Annotated in this window: 18 protein-coding genes; 10 read left to right on the plus strand and 8 right to left on the minus strand. The window is 46.5% G+C overall.

Annotated features, from left to right (window positions below; translation table 11 throughout):
- Nucleotides 1-11 precede the first annotated feature (11 nt).
- A complete protein-coding gene (locus ACO1PK_RS06045) occupies nucleotides 12-2,072 on the minus strand; it encodes a M13 family metallopeptidase (protein ID WP_423187773.1) in 2,061 nt (686 codons plus the stop codon).
- Between the two features lie 206 nt (nucleotides 2,073-2,278).
- Here ACO1PK_RS06045 and ACO1PK_RS06050 point away from each other — a divergent pair, with 206 nt between their 5' ends.
- The 4 genes from ACO1PK_RS06050 (at nucleotide 2,279) to argA (ending at nucleotide 6,020) form a co-directional block, all read left to right on the plus strand.
- Entirely contained in the window at nucleotides 2,279-2,692 is a 414-nt protein-coding gene (locus tag ACO1PK_RS06050; protein WP_423187774.1) for a DUF350 domain-containing protein, read from the plus strand.
- A 10-nt stretch (nucleotides 2,693-2,702) separates the two neighbouring features.
- Nucleotides 2,703-3,341: a DUF1190 domain-containing protein gene (locus ACO1PK_RS06055; protein ID WP_423187775.1), complete on the plus strand. Its 639-nt coding sequence runs from the start codon at nucleotides 2,703-2,705 to the stop codon at nucleotides 3,339-3,341.
- Nucleotides 3,342-3,344: 3 nt separating this feature from the next.
- Nucleotides 3,345-4,496 (plus strand): glutathionylspermidine synthase family protein, encoded by a 1,152-nt coding sequence (locus tag ACO1PK_RS06060; RefSeq protein WP_423187776.1) that lies wholly within the window; start codon nucleotides 3,345-3,347, stop codon nucleotides 4,494-4,496.
- Nucleotides 4,497-4,700: 204 nt separating this feature from the next.
- Nucleotides 4,701-6,020, plus strand: a complete 1,320-nt coding sequence (argA, locus tag ACO1PK_RS06065) for an amino-acid N-acetyltransferase (RefSeq protein WP_423187777.1) — start codon at nucleotides 4,701-4,703, stop codon at nucleotides 6,018-6,020.
- A 24-nt stretch (nucleotides 6,021-6,044) separates the two neighbouring features.
- On the opposite strand, the gene ACO1PK_RS06070 is transcribed toward argA, so the two are convergent.
- The gene (locus ACO1PK_RS06070; protein ID WP_423187778.1) at nucleotides 6,045-7,946 is read right to left on the minus strand and encodes a methyl-accepting chemotaxis protein; all 1,902 of its coding nucleotides are present in this window, start codon (nucleotides 7,944-7,946) and stop codon (nucleotides 6,045-6,047) included.
- Nucleotides 7,947-8,051: 105 nt separating this feature from the next.
- Nucleotides 8,052-9,170 carry a glutamate 5-kinase gene (proB, locus tag ACO1PK_RS06075; RefSeq protein WP_423187779.1) on the minus strand — a complete coding sequence of 373 codons (1,119 nt, stop codon included), beginning with the start codon at nucleotides 9,168-9,170 and terminating at the stop codon, nucleotides 8,052-8,054.
- Between the two features lie 162 nt (nucleotides 9,171-9,332).
- Here proB and ACO1PK_RS06080 point away from each other — a divergent pair, with 162 nt between their 5' ends.
- Nucleotides 9,333-9,971, plus strand: coding sequence for an OmpA family protein (locus tag ACO1PK_RS06080; RefSeq protein WP_423187780.1), 639 nt, complete (start codon nucleotides 9,333-9,335; stop codon nucleotides 9,969-9,971).
- Between the two features lie 75 nt (nucleotides 9,972-10,046).
- Here the strand turns inward: ACO1PK_RS06080 and speE are convergent, their stop codons facing one another.
- Nucleotides 10,047-10,913, minus strand: coding sequence for a polyamine aminopropyltransferase (gene speE, locus ACO1PK_RS06085; RefSeq protein ID WP_423187781.1), 867 nt, complete (start codon nucleotides 10,911-10,913; stop codon nucleotides 10,047-10,049).
- A gap of 133 nt (nucleotides 10,914-11,046) precedes the next feature.
- On the opposite strand from speE, the gene speA reads away from it, so the two are divergent.
- The 3 genes from speA to ACO1PK_RS06100 all read left to right on the plus strand — a co-directional run bounded on the left by speA (nucleotide 11,047) and on the right by ACO1PK_RS06100 (nucleotide 14,864).
- The gene (speA, locus tag ACO1PK_RS06090) at nucleotides 11,047-12,933 is read left to right on the plus strand and encodes a biosynthetic arginine decarboxylase (protein WP_423187782.1); all 1,887 of its coding nucleotides are present in this window, start codon (nucleotides 11,047-11,049) and stop codon (nucleotides 12,931-12,933) included.
- Between the two features lie 87 nt (nucleotides 12,934-13,020).
- Nucleotides 13,021-13,914 (plus strand): acyltransferase, encoded by an 894-nt coding sequence (locus ACO1PK_RS06095; RefSeq protein ID WP_423187783.1) that lies wholly within the window; start codon nucleotides 13,021-13,023, stop codon nucleotides 13,912-13,914.
- Between the two features lie 14 nt (nucleotides 13,915-13,928).
- Entirely contained in the window at nucleotides 13,929-14,864 is a 936-nt protein-coding gene (locus tag ACO1PK_RS06100) for an acyltransferase (RefSeq protein ID WP_423187784.1), read from the plus strand.
- Here ACO1PK_RS06100 and ACO1PK_RS06105 read toward each other — a convergent pair.
- From ACO1PK_RS06105 to ACO1PK_RS06120, 4 genes are all read right to left on the minus strand, one after another.
- Nucleotides 14,861-17,209: an ATP-binding protein gene (locus ACO1PK_RS06105; protein ID WP_423187785.1), complete on the minus strand. Its 2,349-nt coding sequence runs from the start codon at nucleotides 17,207-17,209 to the stop codon at nucleotides 14,861-14,863. The two genes, ACO1PK_RS06100 and ACO1PK_RS06105, sit on opposite strands and share 4 nt — an antisense overlap.
- Before the next feature lie 4 nt (nucleotides 17,210-17,213).
- Nucleotides 17,214-19,013, minus strand: coding sequence for a putative bifunctional diguanylate cyclase/phosphodiesterase (locus tag ACO1PK_RS06110; RefSeq protein ID WP_423187786.1), 1,800 nt, complete (start codon nucleotides 19,011-19,013; stop codon nucleotides 17,214-17,216).
- A 129-nt stretch (nucleotides 19,014-19,142) separates the two neighbouring features.
- Nucleotides 19,143-20,372 carry a methyltransferase gene (locus ACO1PK_RS06115; RefSeq protein WP_423187787.1) on the minus strand — a complete coding sequence of 410 codons (1,230 nt, stop codon included), beginning with the start codon at nucleotides 20,370-20,372 and terminating at the stop codon, nucleotides 19,143-19,145.
- A 9-nt stretch (nucleotides 20,373-20,381) separates the two neighbouring features.
- Entirely contained in the window at nucleotides 20,382-21,227 is an 846-nt protein-coding gene (locus ACO1PK_RS06120; RefSeq protein ID WP_423187788.1) for a co-chaperone YbbN, read from the minus strand.
- A gap of 323 nt (nucleotides 21,228-21,550) precedes the next feature.
- On the opposite strand from ACO1PK_RS06120, the gene ACO1PK_RS06125 reads away from it, so the two are divergent.
- Both ACO1PK_RS06125 and ilvN read left to right on the plus strand, forming a co-directional pair.
- The gene (locus ACO1PK_RS06125) at nucleotides 21,551-23,293 is read left to right on the plus strand and encodes an acetolactate synthase 3 large subunit (RefSeq protein WP_423187789.1); all 1,743 of its coding nucleotides are present in this window, start codon (nucleotides 21,551-21,553) and stop codon (nucleotides 23,291-23,293) included.
- A gap of 2 nt (nucleotides 23,294-23,295) precedes the next feature.
- A complete protein-coding gene (gene ilvN, locus ACO1PK_RS06130; RefSeq protein WP_423187790.1) occupies nucleotides 23,296-23,787 on the plus strand; it encodes an acetolactate synthase small subunit in 492 nt (163 codons plus the stop codon).
- Nucleotides 23,788-23,809: the final 22 nt, after the last annotated feature.

The raw sequence follows: 23,809 nt of genomic DNA on the forward strand, positions 1-23,809 counted from the left end.
TTGATTGCAGATTACCAGATTTTCACCCGAACATCTTCTTCACGATACATGCCATCGCCCGGTTGTACCTCAAAGGCCTCGTAAAACTCTGGCATATTGGATAATACGCCTAACACACGGTACATGCCGGGTGAATGCGGGCCTGTGATCACTTGCTGGCGCAGTGCCTCATCCCGGAATTTAATGCGCCATACCTGTGCCCAACCGATAAAAAAGCGCTGCTCAGGGGTAAAGCCTGCGATAGTTTGCTGCGGCTTATCCTTAATGGCATTTTGGTATGCGCGGAAGGCTACAGTTAAGCCGCCTAAATCGGCAATATTCTCACCTAAGCCTAAAGCGCCCTGTAAATGCAGGTTATCAATAGGGTTAAAGGCGTTGTACTGATCAATCATTCGCTGCGCCCGCTCGCGGAATTGCCGTTCATCTTCCGGTGTCCACCAGTCACGTAGATTACCGTTACCATCTGAACGGCGGCCCTGATCATCAAAACCATGAGTGAATTCGTGGCCAATGACACCACCAATAGCACCATAGTTCACGGCGTCATCTGCGTCGACATTAAAGAAAGGTGGTTGCAGAATGGCTGCTGGAAACACAATTTCATTCATGGTTGAGTTGTAGTAAGCATTGACCGTTTGTGGTGTCATGCCCCACTCATCGCGATTGACCGGCTGACCTAATCGATTCACCATGCGCTGATATTCACACTGGCTGCTGCGACGTAAATTGCCCATTAAATCATTGGCATCAATAGTCAAACAGTCGTAGTCGCGCCAGACGTCTGGATAACCAATTTTGGTGTTGAACTTCGCAAGTTTTGCCTGTGCTTCAACCTTGGTTTCAGCACTCATCCATTCCAATTCATCTATGGCTTCTTTGAAGGCCGCGCGCAGATTTTCAATCATCTCATCCATACGCGCTTTAGCTTCAGGTTTAAAATGCCGCGCTACATATTCTTTGCCCACCATAAAGCCCAAGCTACCATCCACTAAGCTAACGGCACGCTTTTCGCGGCTACGCTGCTCTTGCTGGCCACTTAAAGTTTTGCCATAAAACTCAAAACTGGCATTAGCAAAGGGCTCGCTAAGGTTTGGGGCACTGGCGCGTAGTAAGTGAAAGGTTAAAAACGTCTGCCATTGCGCAACCGGCACCTCGGCCTGCAGTTTAGCAAAAGCAGTAAAATAACTCGGCTGACGTACCACTAACTCATTAACCTTGCCTAGCTCAGCGGCTTGCAAAAAGGCGCCCCAGTCAAAGCCTGGTGCTAATTGGGTTAATTCAGCAATACTGAGTTTATTGTAAGTCGCGTTTCGATCTCTATTCTGGATTCGGCTCCACTGCATAGCCGCTAATTGCTTTTCTAAGGCAACCACATCTGCTGCGGCTTGTTCAGGATTCTCTAAGCCTGCTAAGCGCCACAAAGTAGCAATAAAATCGGTGTACTGCGCTAATAGCTGGAGGGAGCGCTCGTCATCTTTCAAATAATAATCACGATCAGGTAAACCTAAACCACCTTGGCTAGCACCCGTGATATATTGATCTGATTGCCGCTGGTCCTGACCAACAAAGACCGCTATCGGCGTGCCAAAACGATAAGCTTGTAACTCACCCCATAAAACGGCGAGGTCTTGATGATTTCGTACTTGCTGAATACGCGCCAACTCACCACGAATAGGGTTTGTGCCTAAGACATTGATTAATTGCTCATTTAAAAAGGATTTGTACAAATCAGCAATTTTTTGTGCATCTGAGTTTTTAGCATGTTCTCCTGCAGCAAATTCACGGATAATCGACAGTACCTGTTGCTCTGCGCTTTCACGCAGCTCATCAAAACTCCCCCAACGCACTTTATCTGCAGGGATGTCTGTACTACCAAGCCAATTACCATTTACGAAACGAAAAAAATCTTGTTGTGGCGCAACCGTTTTATCAAAGTTTTTCAGCGCAAAGCCTGCTTGTTGCTCTGCAGCTTGAGTAACTGGTGCTGCAGTTTCGTTAGTCGGTTTACTACTACAGCCAGCAAGACCCAGCGCAAGCGCGATACTCAATGCAACTAATGTTGGTTTTTTCATTGCAGTTCCTTGGAAAGTTGTGAGAGAACATCACCGTGTTTTATTTGAGTGTAAAAAAAGCCACTACTTGCTGTCCAACAAACAGGATATTAACCCAGCGCCATGCGATAAACGCCAATTAATAGTTAAAGCAAGACGGTTTTACTTGAAATAGGTGTAAAATTTCCGCAGGATCATGGCTTCATTTAATTTAAAAGGATCTTACTATGTTAGATACAGCGTTAAGCTCGTTAGCTGGTTTACCTGCATTTTTGGCGTATTTTGCCTTAGCAGTTGTTTCTGTCTTGGTATTTGTCCGCCTTTACAGTTGGGTTACGCCGCATGATGAGTTTGGTTTAATTCGTGCAAATAATCCCGCTGCCGCTTTAGCCTTTGTAGGCGCACTAATTGGCTTCGCTATCCCACTAGCAAGTGCTATTACGCACTCACTGTCTTTACTTGACTGTGCTATTTGGGGCTTGGTCGCCACCGTAGTGCAAGTACTTACTTTTTATATCAGCCAATTAGCCTTAAAACAATTACCCCAGCGTATAACGCAAGGTGATCTGGCGGCCGGTATTTTTTCAGCTGGTTGTTCTATTAGTGTTGGCATGCTCAACGCAGCCTGTATGAGTTATTAAGGAGCAGACTATGCAACAGAAAACCTTTAAACGTAGCCGTAAGGCAGCGCTGATTTTTATGGTCCCCGCCGCAACACTGATTCTGAATGGCTGTGGCACAGAAAAAACGGCTGAAGTTCAAGTTTTTAGTACTCCGGATGAATGTGCAGCCTTTTACAACCCACCTGCCGAATGTCAGGCCGCTTTTGCCGAAGCACAAGCGCTGCACCCACAAGTCGCACCACGTTATGCCAACAAACAAGAATGTGAAGCCGATTTTGGTGTTGGCCAGTGTGAAACTGCACCAGGCCAACAGCAACAAGCGTCAGGCAGTTTCTTTATGCCGATGATGATGGGCTTTTTAGCTGGGCAAATGTTAAACCGTGGTGGTGGGATGGCGGCACCGCAACAGCAACAACAAAGCGCTGCAGCAGCCAGTGCCGGTAGTCGCAATACGGTACCGAATCAGCCGTTGTATAAATCGCGCGATGATCAACGTACATTCCGCACGGCGACTAATACGCCAGTGGCCGCCCAATCTGGCCCAACGCAGATCCGTCCGTCAGCCGTACAGCCTAAACCGGCCACTATGGCGCGGCGCGGTGGCTTTGGCGCTCAAGCGCAACAGCGCGCAGCGGCAGCGCCTCGCCAAACCTCTATGGGTGGCTAAGCAATGAAAAAAGTGCCCATAGCGCCGCGTCCAGGTTGGCAAGCTTTTGCCGAAAGCGTAGGCTTTCAGTTTCATACTATTGATAATGAGCCGTATTGGGATGAATCGGCTTACTATCAGTTTAGTTTGGCACAAATTGAAGACGATCTAGAAACACCAACTGAGCAACTGCATCAAATGGCGCTGGATTTAGTGCCCGATATCTTACAAAGTGAAGAAAAGCTCACGCAATTAGGGATCCCAGAAGCTTTTTGGGATGCGGTGCGTTATAGCTGGGATAACGGCGAGCCGCATTTATATGGCAGGATGGATTTCGCTTACGATGGTAAAGGCCCAGCCAAATTACTGGAGCTAAATTACGATACCCCCACCTCACTATATGAAACAGGATTCTTTCAATGGGTCTGGCTCGAAGATCAGCAGATGCGTGGCGTACTGCCCGCAGGCGCTGATCAATTTAACTCTCTGCAAGATAAACTAGAGCAAGCTTTTGCGCAGTTACCCTTGCCGCAACCGTTTTACTTTAGCAGTGTTACCGATAGTCAGGAAGATAAAGGCACTGTCGATTACTTAATGGATATTGCTTTGCAAGCCGGCTTGGATAGTCGCTATATTCAACTAGAGCAGTTGGGGGACATTGAGGGGCAATTGGTTGACTTAGCAGGCTTCCCAATTGAAGGCTTGTTTAAGCTTTATCCTTGGGAGTTTATGCTGCAAGAAGAGTTTGCTAATACGCTAATTAGCTCCAATACTCGCTTTGTTGAGCCACTTTGGAAGATTTTATTATCAAACAAAGGGATTTTGCCGTTGCTGTGGCAAAAACATCAAGGCCACCCTAACTTATTACCGGCCTTCTTTGATGACGGTAAGCAGCCCCTTAGCGCAGGCTGGGTACGTAAACCATTATTCTCGCGGGAAGGCGCTAATGTGGAACTGATCACGCCGCAAGGTGAACGCTTATTCCAACCAGGTCCTTATGATGATGCGGGCTATATTCGGCAGGCGTTTGCGCCTTTACCTCGCTTCGGTGATAGTTTCACTTTAATAGGCAGTTGGGTCGTTGGCGACTTAGCCGCTGGTATTGGTATTCGAGAAGATAATAGTTTGATCACAAAAGATAGCTCGCGCTTCTTGCCGCATATAATTGTTGATTAACAATTATATGCAAAAAGCGCTGTAGCAAACCTCGACCTACCGCAACAGAAAAGAATAAATATGCACACTTTGTGGATATAAAACCACAAAGTGTGCTATATTCTCGCACATTAAATCTTTATGTCAGCCTATGTCAACGCTGGCGTTATGTCATAATGACTGCCAGTATTATTGTCAATTTCACTTCGAGGATTGTTATTACCCGTGCGTACTACTGAACTTGTCAGCGGTTTCCGCCAGTCTGCCCCCTATGTGAATGCCCACCGCGGTAAAACCTTCGTCATCATGTTAGGCGGCGAAGCCATTATGCAACCGGGTATTCGCAGTATTATTAATGACATAGCTCTGCTTAATAGCTTAGGTATAAAGGTGGTGCTGGTTTACGGTGCTAGACCACAGATTAATCAAGCGCTAACACAGGCCGGTTTAGAGCCGCAGTATCATAACCGCGTTCGGGTGACTGACGATGATTCTTTTAAACTGATCAAACAAGTGGCAGGCGCTTTGCAGCTGGATATTACGGCGCGCCTCTCGATGAGCTTAAGCAATACCCCCATGCAAGGTGCTCAAATTAACGTGGTCAGCGGTAACTTTGTGATTGCCCAACCTTTAGGTGTGGATGAGGGTATTGATTATTTTCACAGTGGTCGGGTAAGACGCATCGATACCGCGGGGATCCGACGGCAGCTCGATAACAACGGCATAGTGTTAATGGGTCCTATTGCCGCCTCAGTTACCGGCGAAAGCTTTAATCTCACTGCGGAGGAAATTGCTACTCAGGTCGCGATTCGTCTTAAAGCCGATAAAATGATTGGTTTTAACGAAGTGGGCGGTATTGCTGGCGACAATGGTGAGATCACTGCAGAACTAATGCCAAACCGAGCAGAAGAAATTATGCACAGCCTTGAACTACAAGACGATTCCTGTGTTGGTACTGTGGCCTTTTTAAGAGCTGCGGTCACAGCCTGTCGCTCCGGTGTACCGCGCTGTCACTTAGTGAGCTACAGCGAAGATGGCTCCTTATTACAAGAATTGTTCTCGCGCGATGGTATCGGGACTCAGGTGGTGACGGAATCGGCTGAAAAACTGCGCCGCGCAGTAATCAGCGACATTGGCGGTATTTTGGATTTAATCCGACCTTTAGAGCAGCAAGGCTTACTCGTGCGTCGCTCGCGTGAACAGTTGGAAATGGAAATTGATTATTTTACGCTGATTGAGCGGGATGGTTTGGTAATTGGCTGCGCAGCGTTATATCCGTTTCCAGAGGACAATGTGGGTGAGTTTGCTTGTTTAGCAGTACATCCAGATTATCGAGATGCCGATCGCGGCACAACGTTGCTACGCAGTGTGATTCAGCAAGCAAGACAGCGCCGCTACGATCGGTTGTTTGCCTTAACTACTCGCAGCATTCATTGGTTTTTAGAACAAGGCTTTGAGCTGGTTACGGTAGAAGACTTACCTGCACAGAAAAAGCAGCTTTATAACTACCAGCGCCGCTCTAAAATTTTGGCGCTGGATCTATAATCGTCAACCTCTCAGCTTCGCGCTTTAGGTAATAAAGCGCGACGTCAAACTTTGCAAGGCACTAGAAAGCTGACGTAATTCAGCGCTAAAGCTCGCTAACTTAGCGGCCGCAGCAGCACTCTCGTCAATCAAATCATTACTGGTATGAACACTGTGGCTGATATCCTGTACCACGGCAGCTTGCTCATCTGTGGCTCTGGCCACATCCTGATTTAACTGATCGAGCTGACGGATGCCTTGAACAATTCTGCCTAAGGCTTCACTGGCGGCGGCCATCGATACCACCCCTTGCCGCGCCCGCTCTTGGCCAGCATGCGACGCTTGTACGGCATGTCGTGATTGACTGGATAATTGCTCAATCATTTGCTGAATTTGCTGCGTTGATTGTGCTGCTCGCTGGGCTAACTGTCTGACTTCATCCGCCACCACCGCAAAGCCTCGACCTTGTTCACCTGCACGCGCGGCTTCAATTGCCGCATTCAGCGCCAATAAGTTGGTTTGCTCAGAAATACCGCGAATCACGTTAAGAATATCGGCAATACGATCGCTATTATTGGCCAAAGTACTTACTACACTGGCAATATTTTCCACTTCTTTGCTCAGCTCACCGATACTGCTATTGGTCTGGGCAATCACGGCCAGGCCTTCATCTGCATGACCTCGGGTAGTTCGCGCCGCTTCAGCGGCAATTTGCGCATTATTGGCCACTGCCGCAATGGTTGCGCCCAACTGTTCAATGGCGGTCGCAATTCGACTTAACCGCTCGCGTTGCTCGGCTGCTAATTCTTGGTTAGTCGCCGCATTGCTGGATACCACCGAGGCAGACGAGAGTAGTAACGCATTTTGCTGCTTTACCTCAACCACTAACTGTCGAATATTCGACACAAAGCTATTAAAGCCCAAACTGATTTGCTGGATTTCTTGCGCACCACTGGCAGGTAACTGTTGCCGCAAATCGCCCTGCCCTTGACCAATATCCTGCAGAGAATACGCCACGTTATGCAGCTGCCGCGTTAAACGCTGCGCCACAAACCATGCCGCCAAAGCGGCAAATAAGGTTAATAAGAATCCGCTTAACAGCACTTGATTACGGATACGATTAACTGGCGCTATCACCTCAGCTACTGGCACTTCCGCCACCACTTTCCAGCCAGAGCTGGGGACAGGCGTACTGACTAATAAAACCTGATCGTTTACTAAGCTCGTTAAGCCGCTTTGCTGTAACTGCTGGCTGGCGCTACTCCCCACAAGATCGGCTAATGCCTTACCCAAGAGGGTGCGATCAGCGTGTAAAATTATCTTACCTTGCTGATCAATTAAGTACACTAAACCAGAATCGGCGATACGCACGGAATTAAGGTAATTTACCAGCTGCTGCAAGGATACCGCTATGCCAGACAACCCTCGGCCATGCAGCTGTTGATAATTGACAAACATCCGTACCTGGCCATCGGCTTCTGTAAATAGGCTGACATTGGTGGCTTGACCAGAATCTCGGAACGCAAAAAACCAGCCATCTTCTCTCGAGTTTAACTCTCGCAAAAAACCTTCTTGATTCCAATAACGGCCGGTTTGCCGATCAGCCCAAGACGCCGCATCTAAATTCAGCTGGCGCTGCACCGCTCGCACTTGCGCAAGTAACATTGGCTCACCACTGGCCGCAAAACCTTTGTCAGCCCAATCTAAAATATAAGGATTCTCCGCCAACTGCTGGGTAATGGTAGTCATTTGCAAAATTTGTGTATCAAGGGTTTGCCCCACTTCTTTTACCAGTGCCGGCATTTCATGATGAAGCATCCGCTCTACCACTACATTGCGGGCTTGTTGATAAGATAAAGCGCCCATTAGCGTGGTAGCTAACAAGGTGGCAACGACTAGCGATAAAATCAGTTGTTGTTTCACGGAAAGGTTATGCAGAAAAGTCAAAGTACAGCTCCGGGTTATGACAGGATACAAATAAGAGGCAGAATTTTAGCACTGCTAAAAAGACAATCCTATGACTAAGCCTGCACCAGTGCAGGCAAATACTCACTAAATCTTAGGATCATTGAATAATACAAGGTCGTCGCGATGCACCGCTACTTCACTCGGGCAATATCCCAATATACTGGCAATTTGTTGGCTTTTCGCCCCAGCAATTTTCCCGAGCTCAAGCGCACTGTACTGACTAATGCCCTGAGCTAAATCCTTGCCCTGTTGATTTTTAAGTAAAATGGCGTCGCCTTTTTCAAATTGCCCTGCTGTTGACAAAATACCGGAGGGTAGCAATGAGGCACCACGATCCTGCAGCGCTTGCTCGGCTCCCGCGTCGATCACGATGGCGCCACGCGGCTTTAAGTTGTGTCTCAGCCAATGCTTTTTCGCACTAAGTCGTTCTTGTTGACGTTGAAATAGGGTGCCCACCGGGCGATCAGCAAGTAACGCATCAAAAGTTGCTGCTTTTTGGCCGTTAATAATCAGTGTATCAATACCGGCTGCAGTGGCTTTATCCGCGGCCTGAATTTTCGTCGTCATACCGCCAGTGCCTATGGCATGATGGCTACCGCCGGCCATGGCATAAATCTCAGCGGTAATGGTTGCTACCTGTGGAATGAGCTGCGCGTCCGGTGTAGTTCTGGGGTTGGCGGTGTATAGCCCATCAATATCAGAGCAAATCAGCAACGCATCTGCATCTGCCACTATCGCCACCATCGCGGCTAAATTATCGTTATCGCCGACTTTTAGCTCGGCTGTGGCCACGGTATCGTTTTCATTAACAATAGGTAAGACCTGATTGGCTAATAAGGTACGGAGGGTGTTATCAATATTTAAATAACGTCGGCGATCTTTTAAGTCATCATGCGTCAGCAAAATTTGCGCACAATCAAAATCAAATAATTGCGCCCAACACGCCATCATGCGGCTTTGCCCAACTGCCGCCATCGCTTGTTTAATATTAATAGGTAAAGGGAGTTGTTTATAGCCAATAGCATTGCGACCTGCAGCAACACTGCCCGAAGAGACAAGTACAACCTCGGTGCCTACCGCCCGACATTCGGCAATAAAACGGGCGATAGATAACAAATAACGGGTAGAGCAGCCCTCAGCACTAGGCGCAATTAACGCGCTTCCCACTTTTAATACGATACGTTTCCAACCACACACTGCCATTTGCTGTATCCTAGCCTAAAGTTAACCCATCCAGCTTAAAGTTTGGCAGTCTATATGTCTATTTCTATTTGACACAAAAGCACCAAATTGAATTCAGCGATGATTCAGTCTCTAACGATAAGCTAGTGCTTATTAATATCTATTTGCTACGGAGAGTCGGCAATGAAAGTAAAAGCCACAGTGGTGTGCATGATGTCAGCCAGCTTGGTATTAGCGGGCTGTGCCACAACAGATAACCAAAATACCACCCGCGGCGCCGCTATTGGTGCTGTTGCCGGTGCCCTTGCTGGCAAAGCAACGGGCAATCACAAAAATAAACGTTTAGTGATCGGTGCGGCGGTCGGTGCTATCGCCGGTGCGGCGGTTGGCAGCTATATGGATAAACAAGAAAAAGCGCTGCGCGAGGAATTGAAAGGTTCGGGTGTCGGCGTCGAGCGACAAGGTGATAAGCTGATTCTCGATATTCCGGCACAACTGACCTTTGACATTAATCGGTCCGAACTGCGCCCAAGCTTATACCCTGCGCTAAATGATATCGCCCGCGTACTGCGTGACTATCCACAAACCATGGTCGTTATTGCGGGCCATACCGATAATACCGGTCCCTACAACCTTAACATGAATCTATCTCGCGCCCGCGCTGAATCGGTGCAGAGCTACTTACTTGCGCAGGGCGTGCAGCCGGTGCGTTTAGAGACGGTAGGTTATGGCCCTGATCGGCCAGCATTTCCTAACAACTCTGAAGCCAATCGCGCACTGAATCGACGCGTAGAAGTGCATATCGAACCTGTAGTAGAGTAAGCTAACGGCAATAACCTGATGCTACTATAAAAACGCCCAGACTTGCTGGGCGTTATGTTTGCGAGGCTAAAACGCTTACCTCGTTTGGGCAAAGGCTTTCTGCACAAAGTTCGGTAAGGCGCCTGCCGCTTTATGCACCTCAACATTGTAATACTCGGTGTCAAAAGGCGCAGCTGCCGCATCCGCCTCACGGAACCCGGCAAAATCTCCGGTTTTCTTGGCTAAAGTACAGGTCCACCAGCCCGATGGATAGACCATCTGTGGAAAATTCAACGTTTGTAAGCTAGCAAAACCGGCATCACTCATGGCTTGGCGCATGGCTGTTAACAGTGGCATATGAATCAGTGGTGATTCACTCTGTTGCACTAAAATGCCGTCAGTCGCTAAAGCCGCAACACAGCTGGCGTAAAAAGCACGGTTAAATAAACCTTCACCCGGACCGATAGGATCGGTTGAGTCAACAATAATCACATCAATGGAGCCAGGTAAGGCTTCACGCATAAATTTAATGCCATCTTCAAACTTTAAGGTTGCGCGCGGATCATTGTTCGACGCACAAAGCTCTGGGAAATACTTTTCCGCCATCCGCGTAACTTGCTCATCGATATCAATTTGCGTCACTGTTTCTACGCCAGGATGCTTTAATACCTCACGTAAAGTACCGCAATCGCCACCGCCAATAATGACGACATTTTTCGGGTTAGGGTGGGTAAACAGCACCGGATGGCTCAGCATTTCATGATATAAAAAGTTATCACGGCTGCTTAGCATGATAACGTCATCAATTACCATTAAATTGCCAAAATGCGTGGTTTCATACATGGCAATTTTTTGAAAAGGCGACTGCACTTCATCCAGTTTTTTAGTAATGGCTAAGCCAAACACACTACCACTATCGGCAAACACTTCGGTAAGCCACTTTTTGTCATCAAATACTGACATTTTTACCCCCAGTAACGTATAAGCTCGGTATTTTGCCTGCCTTAGCGGCCACATACAAATATTTTGGCAATTTTGCTGCACCAAAACGCTATAGGCTTTAAACTATAGCAGTTAAATTTTTTGAGGAAATACCATGTCTGATTGGGGTTTTGAGAAAGCACGTTCCATTTATAACGTGGCGGTCTGGAGTGAAGGCTATTTTGATGTAAATAAGAATGGTGATTTAATCGCCTATCCCGATCAGGATCATAAAAAAGCAGGCATCAGCTTCCCTGAGCTGACGCAACGCTTTAAAGAAGAAGGCTTAACGCTGCCGGTATTGGTGCGCTTTACCGATATTCTACAACACCGTGTAGATACCTTAATTACCTCGTTCCAGCGCGCTAAAGCTGAAAAAGAATATCAAGGCCAATACACCGCGGTTTACCCCATTAAAGTAAACCAGCAATTTTCGGTAGTAAAACGCTTAATTAGCCATGACAGCGGCAAAGTGGGTCTAGAGGCGGGCAGTAAGCCAGAATTAATGGCCATCCTAGGGGTGACAGAGCAACCGCTGCAAATCGTTTGTAACGGCTATAAAGACAGCGAGTTCCTGCGCTTAGCCACTATTGGCCAAATGATGGGCCATACCGTGTATGTGGTGGTTGAAAAACTGTCTGAACTGAAAACCCTGATCCGTGAAATTGATAACCTAGGTGCAGCACCGCGCATCGGTATCCGTATCCGCTTAAACTCGGTAGGTAAAGGCAAATGGCAAAACACGGGCGGCGAAAAAGGCAAATTTGGTTTAACCGCCACTCAAGTATTGCAAGCCATTGAGATTCTGCGCGCAGCCAATAAACTGGACTTGTTACAGTTAGTGCATTTCCATATCGGCTCGCAAATTGCCAATATTCGCGATATTCACAATGCGATCCGCGAATGTGCTCGTCATTATGCCGAATTACGCACCCTAGGCGTGCCAATTACCACGGTTGACGTGGGCGGTGGCTTAGGTGTGGACTATGAAGGCTCGAAATCACGTTCGGCTTGTTCCATGAACTACACCATGATGGAATATGCTCGTAACGTGGTTAATGGCTTAAAAGAAGTCTGTGACGAGTATGATCTGCCACATCCGAATATCATTACCGAATCGGGCCGCGCGATGACTGCACACCATGCGGTACTGGTAACAGATGCTATTGATATTGAGCGCGCACCTGGCTTAGTGAACTTACCCGAACCTAGCGAAGACTCACCTACCGTGATTTTAGGCTTATGGGAAGCTTACCAGAACGTGACGCCACGCTCTGCGGTAGAAGCGTATCATGATGCCATTCATTATTTCACGGATGCGCATGCTCAATATGTTCACGGCTTACTTACGCTGAAAGATTGGTCACTGCTGGAGCAAATTTACTTTGCAACCATCAATAAAGTGCGCGCTAACCTAGATTTATCAGCCCGCTCTCACCGTGCGATTCACGATGAGTTAAATGAAAAACTGGCTGATAAACTCTTTGTTAACTTCTCGTTATTCCAGTCTATGCCAGATGCCTGGGGTATCGATCAGCTGTTCCCAGTGATGCCACTGGAGCGGATGAATGAATCGCTAGAGCACCGCGCCATTATTCAGGATATTACCTGTGACTCTGATGGCATGTTGAAAAGCTATGCCGATGGTAATGGTATCGAGTCAAGCTTGCCGTTACCGGAATACCAAGAAGATAAACAGTATCTGTTAGGTATGTTTATGGTTGGCGCTTACCAGGAAATCTTGGGTGACTTACATAACCTGTTTGGTGATACCGATTCGGTGCATGTAGAACTAACCGAAGACGGTGGCTATAAACTGACTAATATCATCAAAGGCGATACCGTGGCAGATGTATTACGTTATGTACAGTTTGATGCTAAGAAACTGATTGCCTCTTATACCAAACAGTTAGCAAAACTAGAGATGGAAAACGACCGTAAAGATGAACTGCTGGATGAGTTAAAAGCCGGCGTTTATGGTTATACCTATTTCGAAGATTAAGCTAAAATAAGCACTGATCGGAGGTGTTATCACTAACACCTCCATTATTTTGTGGTGATTTAACACCTGAATATGAGATAAGTGCTTATGCTACGATGGTTACCCAGCCCACTAAAGGGCGTTTTATCCTTTGTATTATATATTCTGAATACGTTATTCTGGTTTATCCCTCTTATGCTATTGGCGGTATTAAAGCTACTGCCCATCAAACGCTGGCAAGGCTGGATGAGTTATTTAGTGGATGCCATAGCCGTCGCTTGGATTAGCCTAAATAATTTGACCACGCGCATTTTTACCTCCATAAAATGGCGAGTAGAAGGCTTAGAAAGCTTATCGCGAAAAGATTGGTATCTGATTGTGGCTAATCATCAATCTTGGGCAGATATTCTGATTTTGCAAAATATCTTTAATCGTAAAATTCCTTTTATTAAATTCTTCCTGAAAAAAGAACTGCTGTATGTACCCTTTATGGGCTTAGCTTGGTGGGCCTTAGACTTTCCGTTTATGAAGCGTTATAGCAAGCAACTGTTAAAAAAGCGCCCTGAACTGCAAGGCAAAGATATTGAAACAACCCGTAAAGCCTGTGAGAAATTTCGCTTTAAGCCGGTGTCGATAATGAATTTTGTGGAAGGCACCCGTTTTACGCCAGCTAAACACGATAAACAACAATCGCCTTTTAGCTACTTGTTAAAACCAAAAGCCGGTGGTACCGCCTTTGTTCTGGGCACTATGGGCGAACAGTTACATAAACTACTTGATGTGACGATCCACTATCCGCAAGGAATTCCCTCTTTCTGGGATTACATTTCAGGCAAGGTTCATGCTATAACAGTCAATATAAAAGTGTTACCAATAGGTAAAGAACTAATTGGTGACTATCACGACCAAGTTTATCGCGAGCGCTTTCAGCAGTGGCTCAATCAACTGTGGGTTGAAAAAGACCAACAGCTTGCCCTGCTTGAGAAAAAAGTCTCTCAGTAAAGGAGCTACCCAAAATGTTAAACTTTTTGCCCGGTTTTTTACTATTACCTCTCAGTTTTAGTTTATTTGCATTAAATTTAGCATTTTGGGGGTTATTAGTTACCCCCTTGGGAATTTTAAAACTCCTCCTACCATTTGCGGCAGTTCATCGTCTGATAGCACTTATCTGTCGGCGCTGCTATCGCGGCTGGACTGCAGTAAATACTTTTCTAATTAACCTTTTCAATGATGTTGACTGGCAAATCAGTGGCACCAAAACACTCGATAAAGACAGCTGGTATCTGCTGATTGCTAACCATAAAAGCTGGGTGGATATTCCTGTAGTGAGTGCTTTAGCCTATCCACTGATCCCCGAACCTAAGTTTTTCTTAAAAGATCAGTTGAAATGGATTCCCTTTTTAGGAACTGGCTGTTGGGCACTCGATATGCCTTATATGAAGCGCTACAGTGCGGCGACCCTCGCCAAAAAACCACACTTAAAAGGCAAAGATATTGAAACTACCCGTAAGTCGTGTGAAAAATTTCGGCATACACCGACCACCATTATTAACTTCGTCGAAGGTAGCCGCTGCACTAAAGCAAAACAACAGCAACGCCATAGCCCTTTTACGCACTTATTACCTCCCAAAGCAGGGGGCATTGCCTTTACACTGGCTAGTATGGGTGAACAATTCAATGCTATTTTAGACATCACCCTAATTTACCCAGAAAACCAAGGACATATCGCCTTAGATATGCTAATGGGACGCTTAACTAAGGTGGTGATTCACGCTGAAGTGCTAGCAGTCAACGAACAAGTGATCGGGGATTATTTTAATGATGCGGTGTTTCGAGAACGTTTCCAACAATGGCTTAATCAACGCTGGCAGCTGAAAGATGCTTATATTAGCCAATACTACCAACAACAGTGCAAGCCTGTGTTAACCATGGAGCAGCATTGTGAAAACTAACTTTCTGGTATAACGCGCGGGATTGTCACCCAAAAACGACTACCTTCACCAGGCATACTCTCTACACGAAGTTGCCCTTTAAGAATGCCTGTCACCATATTGTGAACTAGGCTTAGGCCAAGGCCTGAGCCACCTTGGCCTAAGCGTGTAGTAAAAAAGGGTTCAAATATTTTCGACTGCATTGCAATCGGAATACCTTTACCATTATCTGCCACACTTAAAATCACCCAAGGGTCTTGTTGGCTGACAGTAATAAGCACTTGCCCTGCCGGTTTATCAAAGGCATGCAACAAGGCATTTTGAATCAAATTAATAAGAACTTGCTCTAGCGGGCCAGGGTAAGTATCCAATAAGATAGGCTCTGTCGTCCCTTGCAAGGACACCTTATGCCCGCTTTTTCGAATACTTGGCTGCAACATTACCAGAACGTCATCCAGAATCTCATGCAAGTAACTTTGGCGTCGCTGTAATGAGGTTTGATCTACCGCCACTTGCTTAAAGCTACGAATAATCTCAGCGGCTCGCAGTAAGTTTCGATCAAGAATGTTGGTACTGTCTTTACCTTGCTCCAGAAAGTGTTCAAAGTCTTTTTTAGTTAACCCCGAGCTCATTTTGGCCGTTAACGTTTGATAGTCAGCTCGAAGTCGTGATGCCGCCATGACGGCATTCCCCACAGGGGTATTTAACTCATGCGCAATACCGGCCACCATATTGCCTAAAGCCGCCAGCTTTTCAGACTGGATAAGTTCTTGCTGTGTTTTTTCTAACGTCGATATCGTTGCCTGTAACTCTTCAGTGCGCACTAATACGCGCTGCTCTAACTTATCATTGAGTGCCATCAACTGGCTTTGTAGAGCATAATGATCTGTCATATCATCATATACCGTTACCAGTAAGGGCTCTGTCTCAGTATTCACCAGCGTTGCCGAAACTTCTGCCAGAAACTCCTTGTTATCTGCAGCCTTTAACCAAACACCAAACGCCAAAACCTGACCATCTTGTTGCACTTGTTGCATCAGGCGGGCTTTATCAGTAACTGAACTCCATAAACGACACTCAGCAAAGGCGGCAATCGCACTGGCTTTATCTTCAAAGCCAAAGGTCTCTAGCCAAGCTTGATTTACTTTATGTAATTGAAAACCATCTTGGTTTAGTTGCTCAACTGAAATAGGAGTGGGCGCTGCGCGCAAAATTAGCTCTAATTCAGTTTGGCTTTGATTTAATAGCCGCTCTCGCTGATGTTGATATTTGAATGCGATCACCATGGTAATTAAAATAAGGATCGCCGAACTAATAATCAGGATGGCCATATTGCGCATACTTAGCGTCGTAAAATCGGAACGGGCTTGAGTAAACTCATTTAATAAAACCTGTTGCGGGATCAACAGCAGCATTTGCCATTGCTTATTGAGCACATCAATTTGTAATCGCTCAACCAGCTGCTCTTGTCCAGCAATCGACACTAGGCGCTGTTTAGGATCTGCTATCAATGCCGCCATAACAGGATCAACGCTCGCCAAAGACTCACCGCTACGCCCTGGATAATCATTTGAGGCGAGTAACCTGCCATCATCCGACACCAAAAAAAACCGCACATTGCCACCGTAAAGGGGTCGAATAAATTCGGTAATACTGTGATTAAAATCTGGCATATTCAGATCAACACCGGCAACGCCAAGAAACTGCTCATTTACGAGAATAGGTAAAGTCACAGAAATAAGCTGAACGCTAAGACCATCTTCCAATTGCCACCAAAAAGGATTGGTCAGACATCGCTGGCGCGTGTTAAGTGGGCAGAGATACCACTCTGCTTCGCGCTGACCAAAGGCATCAAGTTGCCGCCGATACTTAAAATCAGGATCTGCTATAGGATAAAACTGCAAACCGTCTGGCTGCCTCACCCAATAGATTTCTAAGGTACCCTGATCTGAGCTATGCGCACTATCTGCAAGATTCTGGCTATCTTGCTTATCATAAGCATCAGGTTCAAAATGCATATAAGCTGAATTTGCAACCGGATTCGCCCGCAAGGCTTCTGCTACCAATGTTTTAAGTTGGTTACGCGAGAGCTGCTCAGACTTCTCCACCGTTTTGCTGGCCATTAAGGCCAATAATTCCGGCGTTTCAATTGCTCGTTGAATATGGTTTTGGATATTATCGTGGATAGTTTCAGCGTTTAAGAACAACTGAAACTCTATTGAACTTTGTGCTTGGGCCCATGCATCTTTAGCGCTTTGCAGGCTTGCTTGTTGCAAAATATAAATTGCCAGCAACAAGATACTGCCAAAGGACACGAACAGGAATACTGTTGAGAAAATTAAATTACGCTTTAAACGCCCAGCCATTTAACTACCTTTCAGCTGATTGCAATTGAGCTTTGATTGGAGGCCATTCCAATAGGTTGTTTAACATCATGGGTTTTGCCATGAGATAGCCTTGACCTTCATCACACCCCATGGCTACTAATCCTTGTAGCTGGTTCTCGTACTCTATTCCCTCTGCCAACACACGCATTTTTAAGCGCTGCCCTAAGGCTAAAATTGTTTGCACGATGCGCAAGCCGGAATCCGATTCAGTAATTTTATCGACAAAGCTCTTATCAATTTTCAAACAATTCGCCTGTAGCTTTTCTAGATAAGCCAGCGAAGAAAAACCCGTACCAAAATCATCAATTGCCAACGAAATACCTGCCGCCCTGAGTTGGCGCAACTTTTCCTCCGTATCAGCCGAAAAATCCATCGCAGCAGATTCGGTCAATTCAATTTCTAACTGCGCAGCATTAAAATTCACATCAGATAAAGCAGAAAAGACCTGCTGTAAAAAGTCAGGTTGTTTAAATTGCATGGAGGATACATTCACTGCAACCCGAAAGCCGGGTATGGCACGGCATAATTCGCCACAATCTTTTAGTGCTTTGTTCAGCACAATTTGTCCTAAGCGACTAATTAAACCGGCTTGCTCTGCCAATTCAATAAAGACTGCAGGTGACACGTGACGGCCACTGTCATCCACCCAACGCGCTAAGGCTTCAACGCCAATAATCTGTTTCGTCTTAAGATTAAACTGCGGTTGATAAACCAAATACAGCTGGTCATGCTGCAAACCTTTATTTAACGAGGATATTAGCCCTACCCGCTCTCGTAATGCCTCAACCATAGCATCGTTAAAAATAACGGTTTGGCCAATACCGGCATTCTTCGCCCGCTTTAACGCCATATAAGCATGCGATAGTGTTTCTGAAGACGAAACCTCGGCATGTGTCGTGGCCACACCAAGACAAAAACTGACATCTTGAGTAATGTTATTAATGGTTAAGGTATCTTTAGACAGCGTATCCCGACAGAGCTGCTCACTTAAACTCATTGGTGCTTCGCTTAGTAAGGCAAATTTATCCGCAGCTAACCTTGCTGCGGTTATCGATGAAGGGACGACTTTTAAACGTTGCGCCACACCTTGCAGGAAGGCATCGGCTTGTTCATTACCAAAGCTGTCATTTAGCATGGAGAAATGATCAAGATCCAGCAGTAACAAAGTATGCTTTTGTCCAGCCGCTACTGCAATTTCCATGGCCTTTAATAACCCATTCCGATTATGTAACCCGGTTAATTGATCCTCATAGGCCAGCTGCTCCAATTGTGCTAGCTGCAGATAACTTCTGGCTGCCGCCATCAAACAGGTAAATAAACGCTCCCGTGTTAATTCGGTTTTAGTTTTGTAGTCGTTAATATCGAAATTCGAAATAGTTTCAAGTTCAGGAGCATAACCAGGCTGGCCAGTACGAAGAATTATACGTAGCTTTTTGCGATGTAAGGTTTCTCGAACACGTTTCACTAAACGTAAACCGGCATCATCGGACTCCATGACCACGTCTAGTAATAAGATAGCAATATCAGCATCTTGCTGCAGGATTGCGAAAGCTTCAGCGCTGTTATAAGCATGCAGTAAGTGCAAACGATAGCCATCAAAGGTCAGATCCCGCAGCAGCAGCTCTGTTACGCTATGTACGTCATGATCATCGTCTACAATCAATAACTTTAAAGGCGGTAAATCAAGCTTCTTAACAATAGGTTCTTCAGATTCTGCAGCAAACTGAAACAACTCATCCTGCATTAGTACACCTGTAAACATCTCTTGCGATGTATTCAACATAGCATAGTCTTTACAGAAAAGCTTAATTAGCGTTTGCCAATACTTTAGAGCAAATACTGAACGTAATCAGGAAGCGTAAAGATACTTTGATGGCGTTCTGTTTCATAAGCTTCTACGCCAACACACTTATCAGTTGTTTGCGTGAAGTTTTTTCGCCTGCAAACATAAATTTCGTGGCGTGAGCGAATAATCACAAAAAGCAAATAGCTGTACTTGATAGCCCTGCTCTTGGAGAAACATCGCACGGTCTAGCACTAAATACAGCTCCAGCGGGCGGCGAAATAGATGGCGAATCGCATCGATACGTTGCAGTAACAGATAGCGCTCGGCACCAGCGGCTAACAGTTCGGTATAATCGAGTGGCTTGGGGAGCTGCAGCTGCTGTAATGCCGCGGCATGCGAGATAAAATCGGCAAAGGTACCACTAAACCAGTGCTTCGCTAACGACGGTAAGGGTTGATACTGACGCAGCCCAGTAACACGCTGTTGCAGCTCATCATAAGCTAAGCGCCAAGTCACTTCAGTCTGTCGTAAACGCGCAATACGTTCGCCGCCCGTCACCTGCCCTTGTACCGCCAACTTCAAATCCTGCCGACTTAATGCCAAATTTGTTTGCTGAGCTTGCAGGGATATGGGCTGATAATGCTCGTCTGGGATCAGATGATAACAGCAAGGCGCGAGTTGTAATGCTGCCGTACCGGCTTGGGTGGCCAATGCTAATAATCGCAGATGCAACTGACCACAGGCATGTAACGCCAACACCTGCTGTTCTGGCTGCACCAGCTTTTGGGCTGCAGCACTAAACACATCCGCCTGCACAAACTGCTGGGGTAGCTGGAACCGTGTCGCTAACTGTTGCCCCTCCTCACATAAGGCTGGCTGCCATTCCACACTGGTGACTTGACGCGCGCTGGCTGCCGCATATAAACGTCCTAAATGGCCTTTACCAGCACACCACTCTAACACTGGCAAATGACTAACAGGCGTAAACTGACAAAATTGCTGGATCTGAGCCAATTTACGGCCATGAATGCCATTGGTTAACCAAAAGGGGGCCGCAGCCATGTCAGTCTTAGCCGGCGCCGCCAACCAAAATGATGGCAAACTGGCCAACTCGGGGAAAAACGCACCAAAATACTGCTGTTGTAACTGAGGAGACTGATCAATTGCTGCCAATTCAGCCAGATTTAAGCGTATTAGAACGTCATGCAAAGCGGCATGCCAAGGCAGCTGCTGACAGGTCATCGGAGGCAGCTGCCAATAAGCGCGATATTTTTGCAGGAAAGCAGCCAGCTGCGCAAAAAGCGGCGGTATGGCTGCGCCACTGAGCATCTGGCTATTATTGGCAATACCCGTCATCGGGTTGGCTTAGTACAACAAGGCGTATAAACGACGCCGATATTGACTGGCCAACGCATCGCCTTTAGGTAAGGCCGCTAAAATATCCAAGTATAATTTTTTACTTTGCCCAAAATTCAAATCCTGTTGCAAGATTTGCAGCAGCAATGCCAATGCTTCTTCTGAACGCAGAACCGCTTGATATTGCACGGCTAACTGCTCTTTTAACAGCTTATCTTCTGGTGCGGCAGCCAATTTCGCCTCTAGCGCTTGGATTTCAGGGGTATTACTCGCTTGTTGCGCCAATTCTAGTTTGGCTTGCACAGATTTAAATAACCCATCTTGATCGGCTAGCTTTATTTCTGCTAATAATTTCTCGGCCTGAGTCAGCTGTCCCAGACTGATCGCCGTATCGGCTAACCATAGTTTTATATCGGCACGCTCTGGCGCTAAAGCCAGAGCCTCTGCTAGCAACGGATAAGCTTCAGCGAATTGCTCCGCAGCTAACAATGGCTGCGCTTTAGCAATCAGTGCATCTTCTGGCTTTGGCAGGTAGGCTGATAACCGTTGTAGGATCTGCTGTTCCGTTTCCACGCCGGCAAAACCATCGACCGGCCGACCGTCTTTAATCATCATCACGGTTGGAATGGATTGCACACCAAATTGCATAGCCAAGTCTTGTTCAGTATCACAATTCACTTTGGCGAGACAAAGTTGCTGCGGGTATTGCTGTACAATTTTTTCAAGCACGGGGGACAATTGCTGGCAAGCAGCACTGCGCGCTGACCAGAATTGAAACAGTACGAGCTGCTGCTGGGAGCGCTCCAATACCTCGCGCGCATTCATTAAACTCACATCAACAATAGGATTGAACATATATCGGTGTTCCATTAATCATGTTTGCAATGTTTTGTACTATGGTGGCACGTCAGCCATTTATAAAGCGGTGCAGATGGCTAAAAACCAGAAAAAGGCATCGACTTTCGCTAGCGGTTGCCGTAAATTAAGCTTGCGCACCAAAAAAGCCATTAGAGCAACATACATATATAAATACAGCGCCCAGAAGATGGAGATAAATCCACTCTGCAGACCACAGTCCACGTAGCATAGCAAGCCACCATAACGGTAGCTTGTGTTTTTTTGTTGGCATTTTTCAGCCACAAAATGCTTTTTAGCCTAGCAAACGATGAGACTACACTATGACAAGCCAATCGAAACAAGCCGAGATGTTATCGGGCGCTGCGATGATTATCCGCGCGCTGGCCGATGAAGGGGTTGAGTACCTTTACGGCTATCCCGGTGGCGCGGTATTACATATCTATGACGCCCTTTTTCAGCAAAATAAAGTGAAGCACGTCTTAGTGCGCCACGAACAAGCTGCCACGCATATGGCTGATGCCTATGCACGTGCAACCGGTAAAGCGGGCGTCGTCCTCGTCACCTCTGGTCCAGGTGCCACTAATGCCGTTACCGGCATTGCCACTGCCTATATGGATTCTATCCCAATGGTGGTGCTGACCGGTCAGGTGATGAGCCACTTAATTGGTGAGGATGCCTTCCAAGAAACCGATATGCTTGGTATCTCCCGCCCTATCGTTAAACACAATATGTCGGTCCGTCGGCCGGAAGATATTCCTTATCTGATCAAAAAAGCCTTTTATATCGCCCAAAGCGGTAGACCCGGCCCGGTGGTATTAGATATTCCCAAAGACATGACCATTCCGAGCCAAAAGTTTCCTTACCATTATCCAGATGAAGTGAAATTACGCTCTTATCAGCCCAAGCTTAAAGGCCATAGCGGGCAGATTAAAAAAGCCGTAACGGCTTTGCTAGCCGCAAAAAAACCTATTCTCTATGCCGGTGGCGGCGTGATTATGGGCGGCGCTTCAGCAGAGCTAACCGAGCTAGCACAGCATTTAAACTTACCCGTTACTAACACCCTAATGGGCTTGGGCGCTTACCCTGCTGGCGATAAACAATTTATCGGTATGCTAGGAATGCATGGTAGCTTCGAGGCGAATCAAACCATGCATGGCGCCGATCTGATTTTGGCGGTGGGCGCGCGCTTTGACGATCGGGTAACCAACAATACGAAAAAATTCTGCCCTGATGCGACCATTATCCATATTGATATCGACCCTGCGAGCATTTCCAAAACCATTAATGCGCATATTCCGATCGTCGGTTTAGTGAAACCGGTGTTAAATGAAATGTTAGACATCCTAAAGCAGAAGAAGAAAAAACTGGATGCCGCAGCATTGGAAAAGTGGTGGCAGCAAATTAATGAATGGCGTGAGGTACATGGCGGTCGTTACGACACCGAAGCACCGCTATTAAAACCGCAATATGTAATTGAGCAAGTTAGCAAAATCACTAAAGGTGATGCTTTTGTCTGTAGCGATGTAGGCCAACATCAGATGTTTGCCGCTCAATACTATAAGTTTAATAAACCCAATCGCTGGATTAACTCGGGTGGCCTTGGCACCATGGGCTTTGGTTTACCCGCTGCCATGGGCGTAAAACTGAATTTCCCCGATGCCGATGTGGTCTGCGTCACCGGTGAAGGCTCCATTCAAATGAATATTCAGGAGCTGTCGACCTGTAAACAATACGGTCTTGGCGTAAAAATTATTAACCTGAATAACGGTTATCTTGGCATGGTAAAACAATGGCAAGATATGAATTATGAATCACGTTATGCCAGCTCTTATATGGACTCGTTACCCGACTTTATCAAACTGGCCGAAGCCTATGGTCATATTGGTATTCGCGTAACCACCGCAGCAGAGCTACAACCCGCCTTAGAGCGTGCCTTTATTGAGCATAAAGATCAATTGGTGTTCTTGGATATTCATATTGATCCGAAAGAGCACGTTTACCCCATGCAAATTCCGGGCGGCGCTATTAATGAAATGTTCTTAAGCAAAACAGAGAGGACCTAAGCATGCGACATATTATTTCTGTTTTGTTAGAAAACGAATCCGGTGCTTTGGCGCGCTTAGTGGGCTTATTTGCACAGCGCGGTTATAACATTGATTCGTTAACGGTTGCGCCAACCGAAGATGCCACGCTATCCCGTTTAACCTTAGTGACCCATGGTAATGATCAGGTTATTGAGCAAATTACCAAGCAATTACATAAACTGATTGAAGTGGTCAAACTCACTGATTTAAGCGAATCCGCGCATATTGAACGTGAACTGATGCTGGTTAAGGTGAAAGCGGTGGGCGAGCAACGCGACGAAGTCAAACGCTGTGCCGATATTTTCCGCGGGCAAATTGTCGATGTGTCTGCCAGTACCTATACCGTGCAATTAGTCGGCACCAGCGATAAATTGGATGCTTTTATTCAAGCACTCACTGGCACACCTATTTTAGAAGTCGTGCGCAGTGGTGTGTCGGGTATTTCCCGTGGCGATAAAACGTTGGCCAATTAATAGTTTAGAAACGGCGACTGCG

It is taken from the genome of Alishewanella sp. d11 (assembly GCF_049390205.1).
GTDB lineage: Bacteria > Pseudomonadota > Gammaproteobacteria > Enterobacterales > Alteromonadaceae > Alishewanella.

What these genes read in the sequence shown, in the direction of transcription:
- ACO1PK_RS06100 (WP_423187784.1), top strand. Translation starts at nt 13,929, where the DNA reads ATGTTAAACTTTTTGCCCGGTTTTTTACTATTACCTCTCAGTTTTAGT.
- ACO1PK_RS06115 (WP_423187787.1), bottom strand. Translation starts at nt 20,372, where the DNA reads ATGACGGGTATTGCCAATAATAGCCAGATGCTCAGTGGCGCAGCCATA.
- ACO1PK_RS06050 (WP_423187774.1), top strand. Translation starts at nt 2,279, where the DNA reads ATGTTAGATACAGCGTTAAGCTCGTTAGCTGGTTTACCTGCATTTTTG.
- speE (WP_423187781.1), bottom strand. Translation starts at nt 10,913, where the DNA reads ATGTCAGTATTTGATGACAAAAAGTGGCTTACCGAAGTGTTTGCCGAT.
- proB (WP_423187779.1), bottom strand. Translation starts at nt 9,170, where the DNA reads ATGGCAGTGTGTGGTTGGAAACGTATCGTATTAAAAGTGGGAAGCGCG.
- speA (WP_423187782.1), top strand. Translation starts at nt 11,047, where the DNA reads ATGTCTGATTGGGGTTTTGAGAAAGCACGTTCCATTTATAACGTGGCG.
- ACO1PK_RS06095 (WP_423187783.1), top strand. Translation starts at nt 13,021, where the DNA reads ATGCTACGATGGTTACCCAGCCCACTAAAGGGCGTTTTATCCTTTGTA.
- ACO1PK_RS06060 (WP_423187776.1), top strand. Translation starts at nt 3,345, where the DNA reads ATGAAAAAAGTGCCCATAGCGCCGCGTCCAGGTTGGCAAGCTTTTGCC.
- ilvN (WP_423187790.1), top strand. Translation starts at nt 23,296, where the DNA reads ATGCGACATATTATTTCTGTTTTGTTAGAAAACGAATCCGGTGCTTTG.
- ACO1PK_RS06120 (WP_423187788.1), bottom strand. Translation starts at nt 21,227, where the DNA reads ATGTTCAATCCTATTGTTGATGTGAGTTTAATGAATGCGCGCGAGGTA.
- ACO1PK_RS06105 (WP_423187785.1), bottom strand. Translation starts at nt 17,209, where the DNA reads ATGGCTGGGCGTTTAAAGCGTAATTTAATTTTCTCAACAGTATTCCTG.
- ACO1PK_RS06110 (WP_423187786.1), bottom strand. Translation starts at nt 19,013, where the DNA reads ATGTTGAATACATCGCAAGAGATGTTTACAGGTGTACTAATGCAGGAT.
- ACO1PK_RS06125 (WP_423187789.1), top strand. Translation starts at nt 21,551, where the DNA reads ATGACAAGCCAATCGAAACAAGCCGAGATGTTATCGGGCGCTGCGATG.
- ACO1PK_RS06055 (WP_423187775.1), top strand. Translation starts at nt 2,703, where the DNA reads ATGCAACAGAAAACCTTTAAACGTAGCCGTAAGGCAGCGCTGATTTTT.
- ACO1PK_RS06080 (WP_423187780.1), top strand. Translation starts at nt 9,333, where the DNA reads ATGAAAGTAAAAGCCACAGTGGTGTGCATGATGTCAGCCAGCTTGGTA.
- ACO1PK_RS06045 (WP_423187773.1), bottom strand. Translation starts at nt 2,072, where the DNA reads ATGAAAAAACCAACATTAGTTGCATTGAGTATCGCGCTTGCGCTGGGT.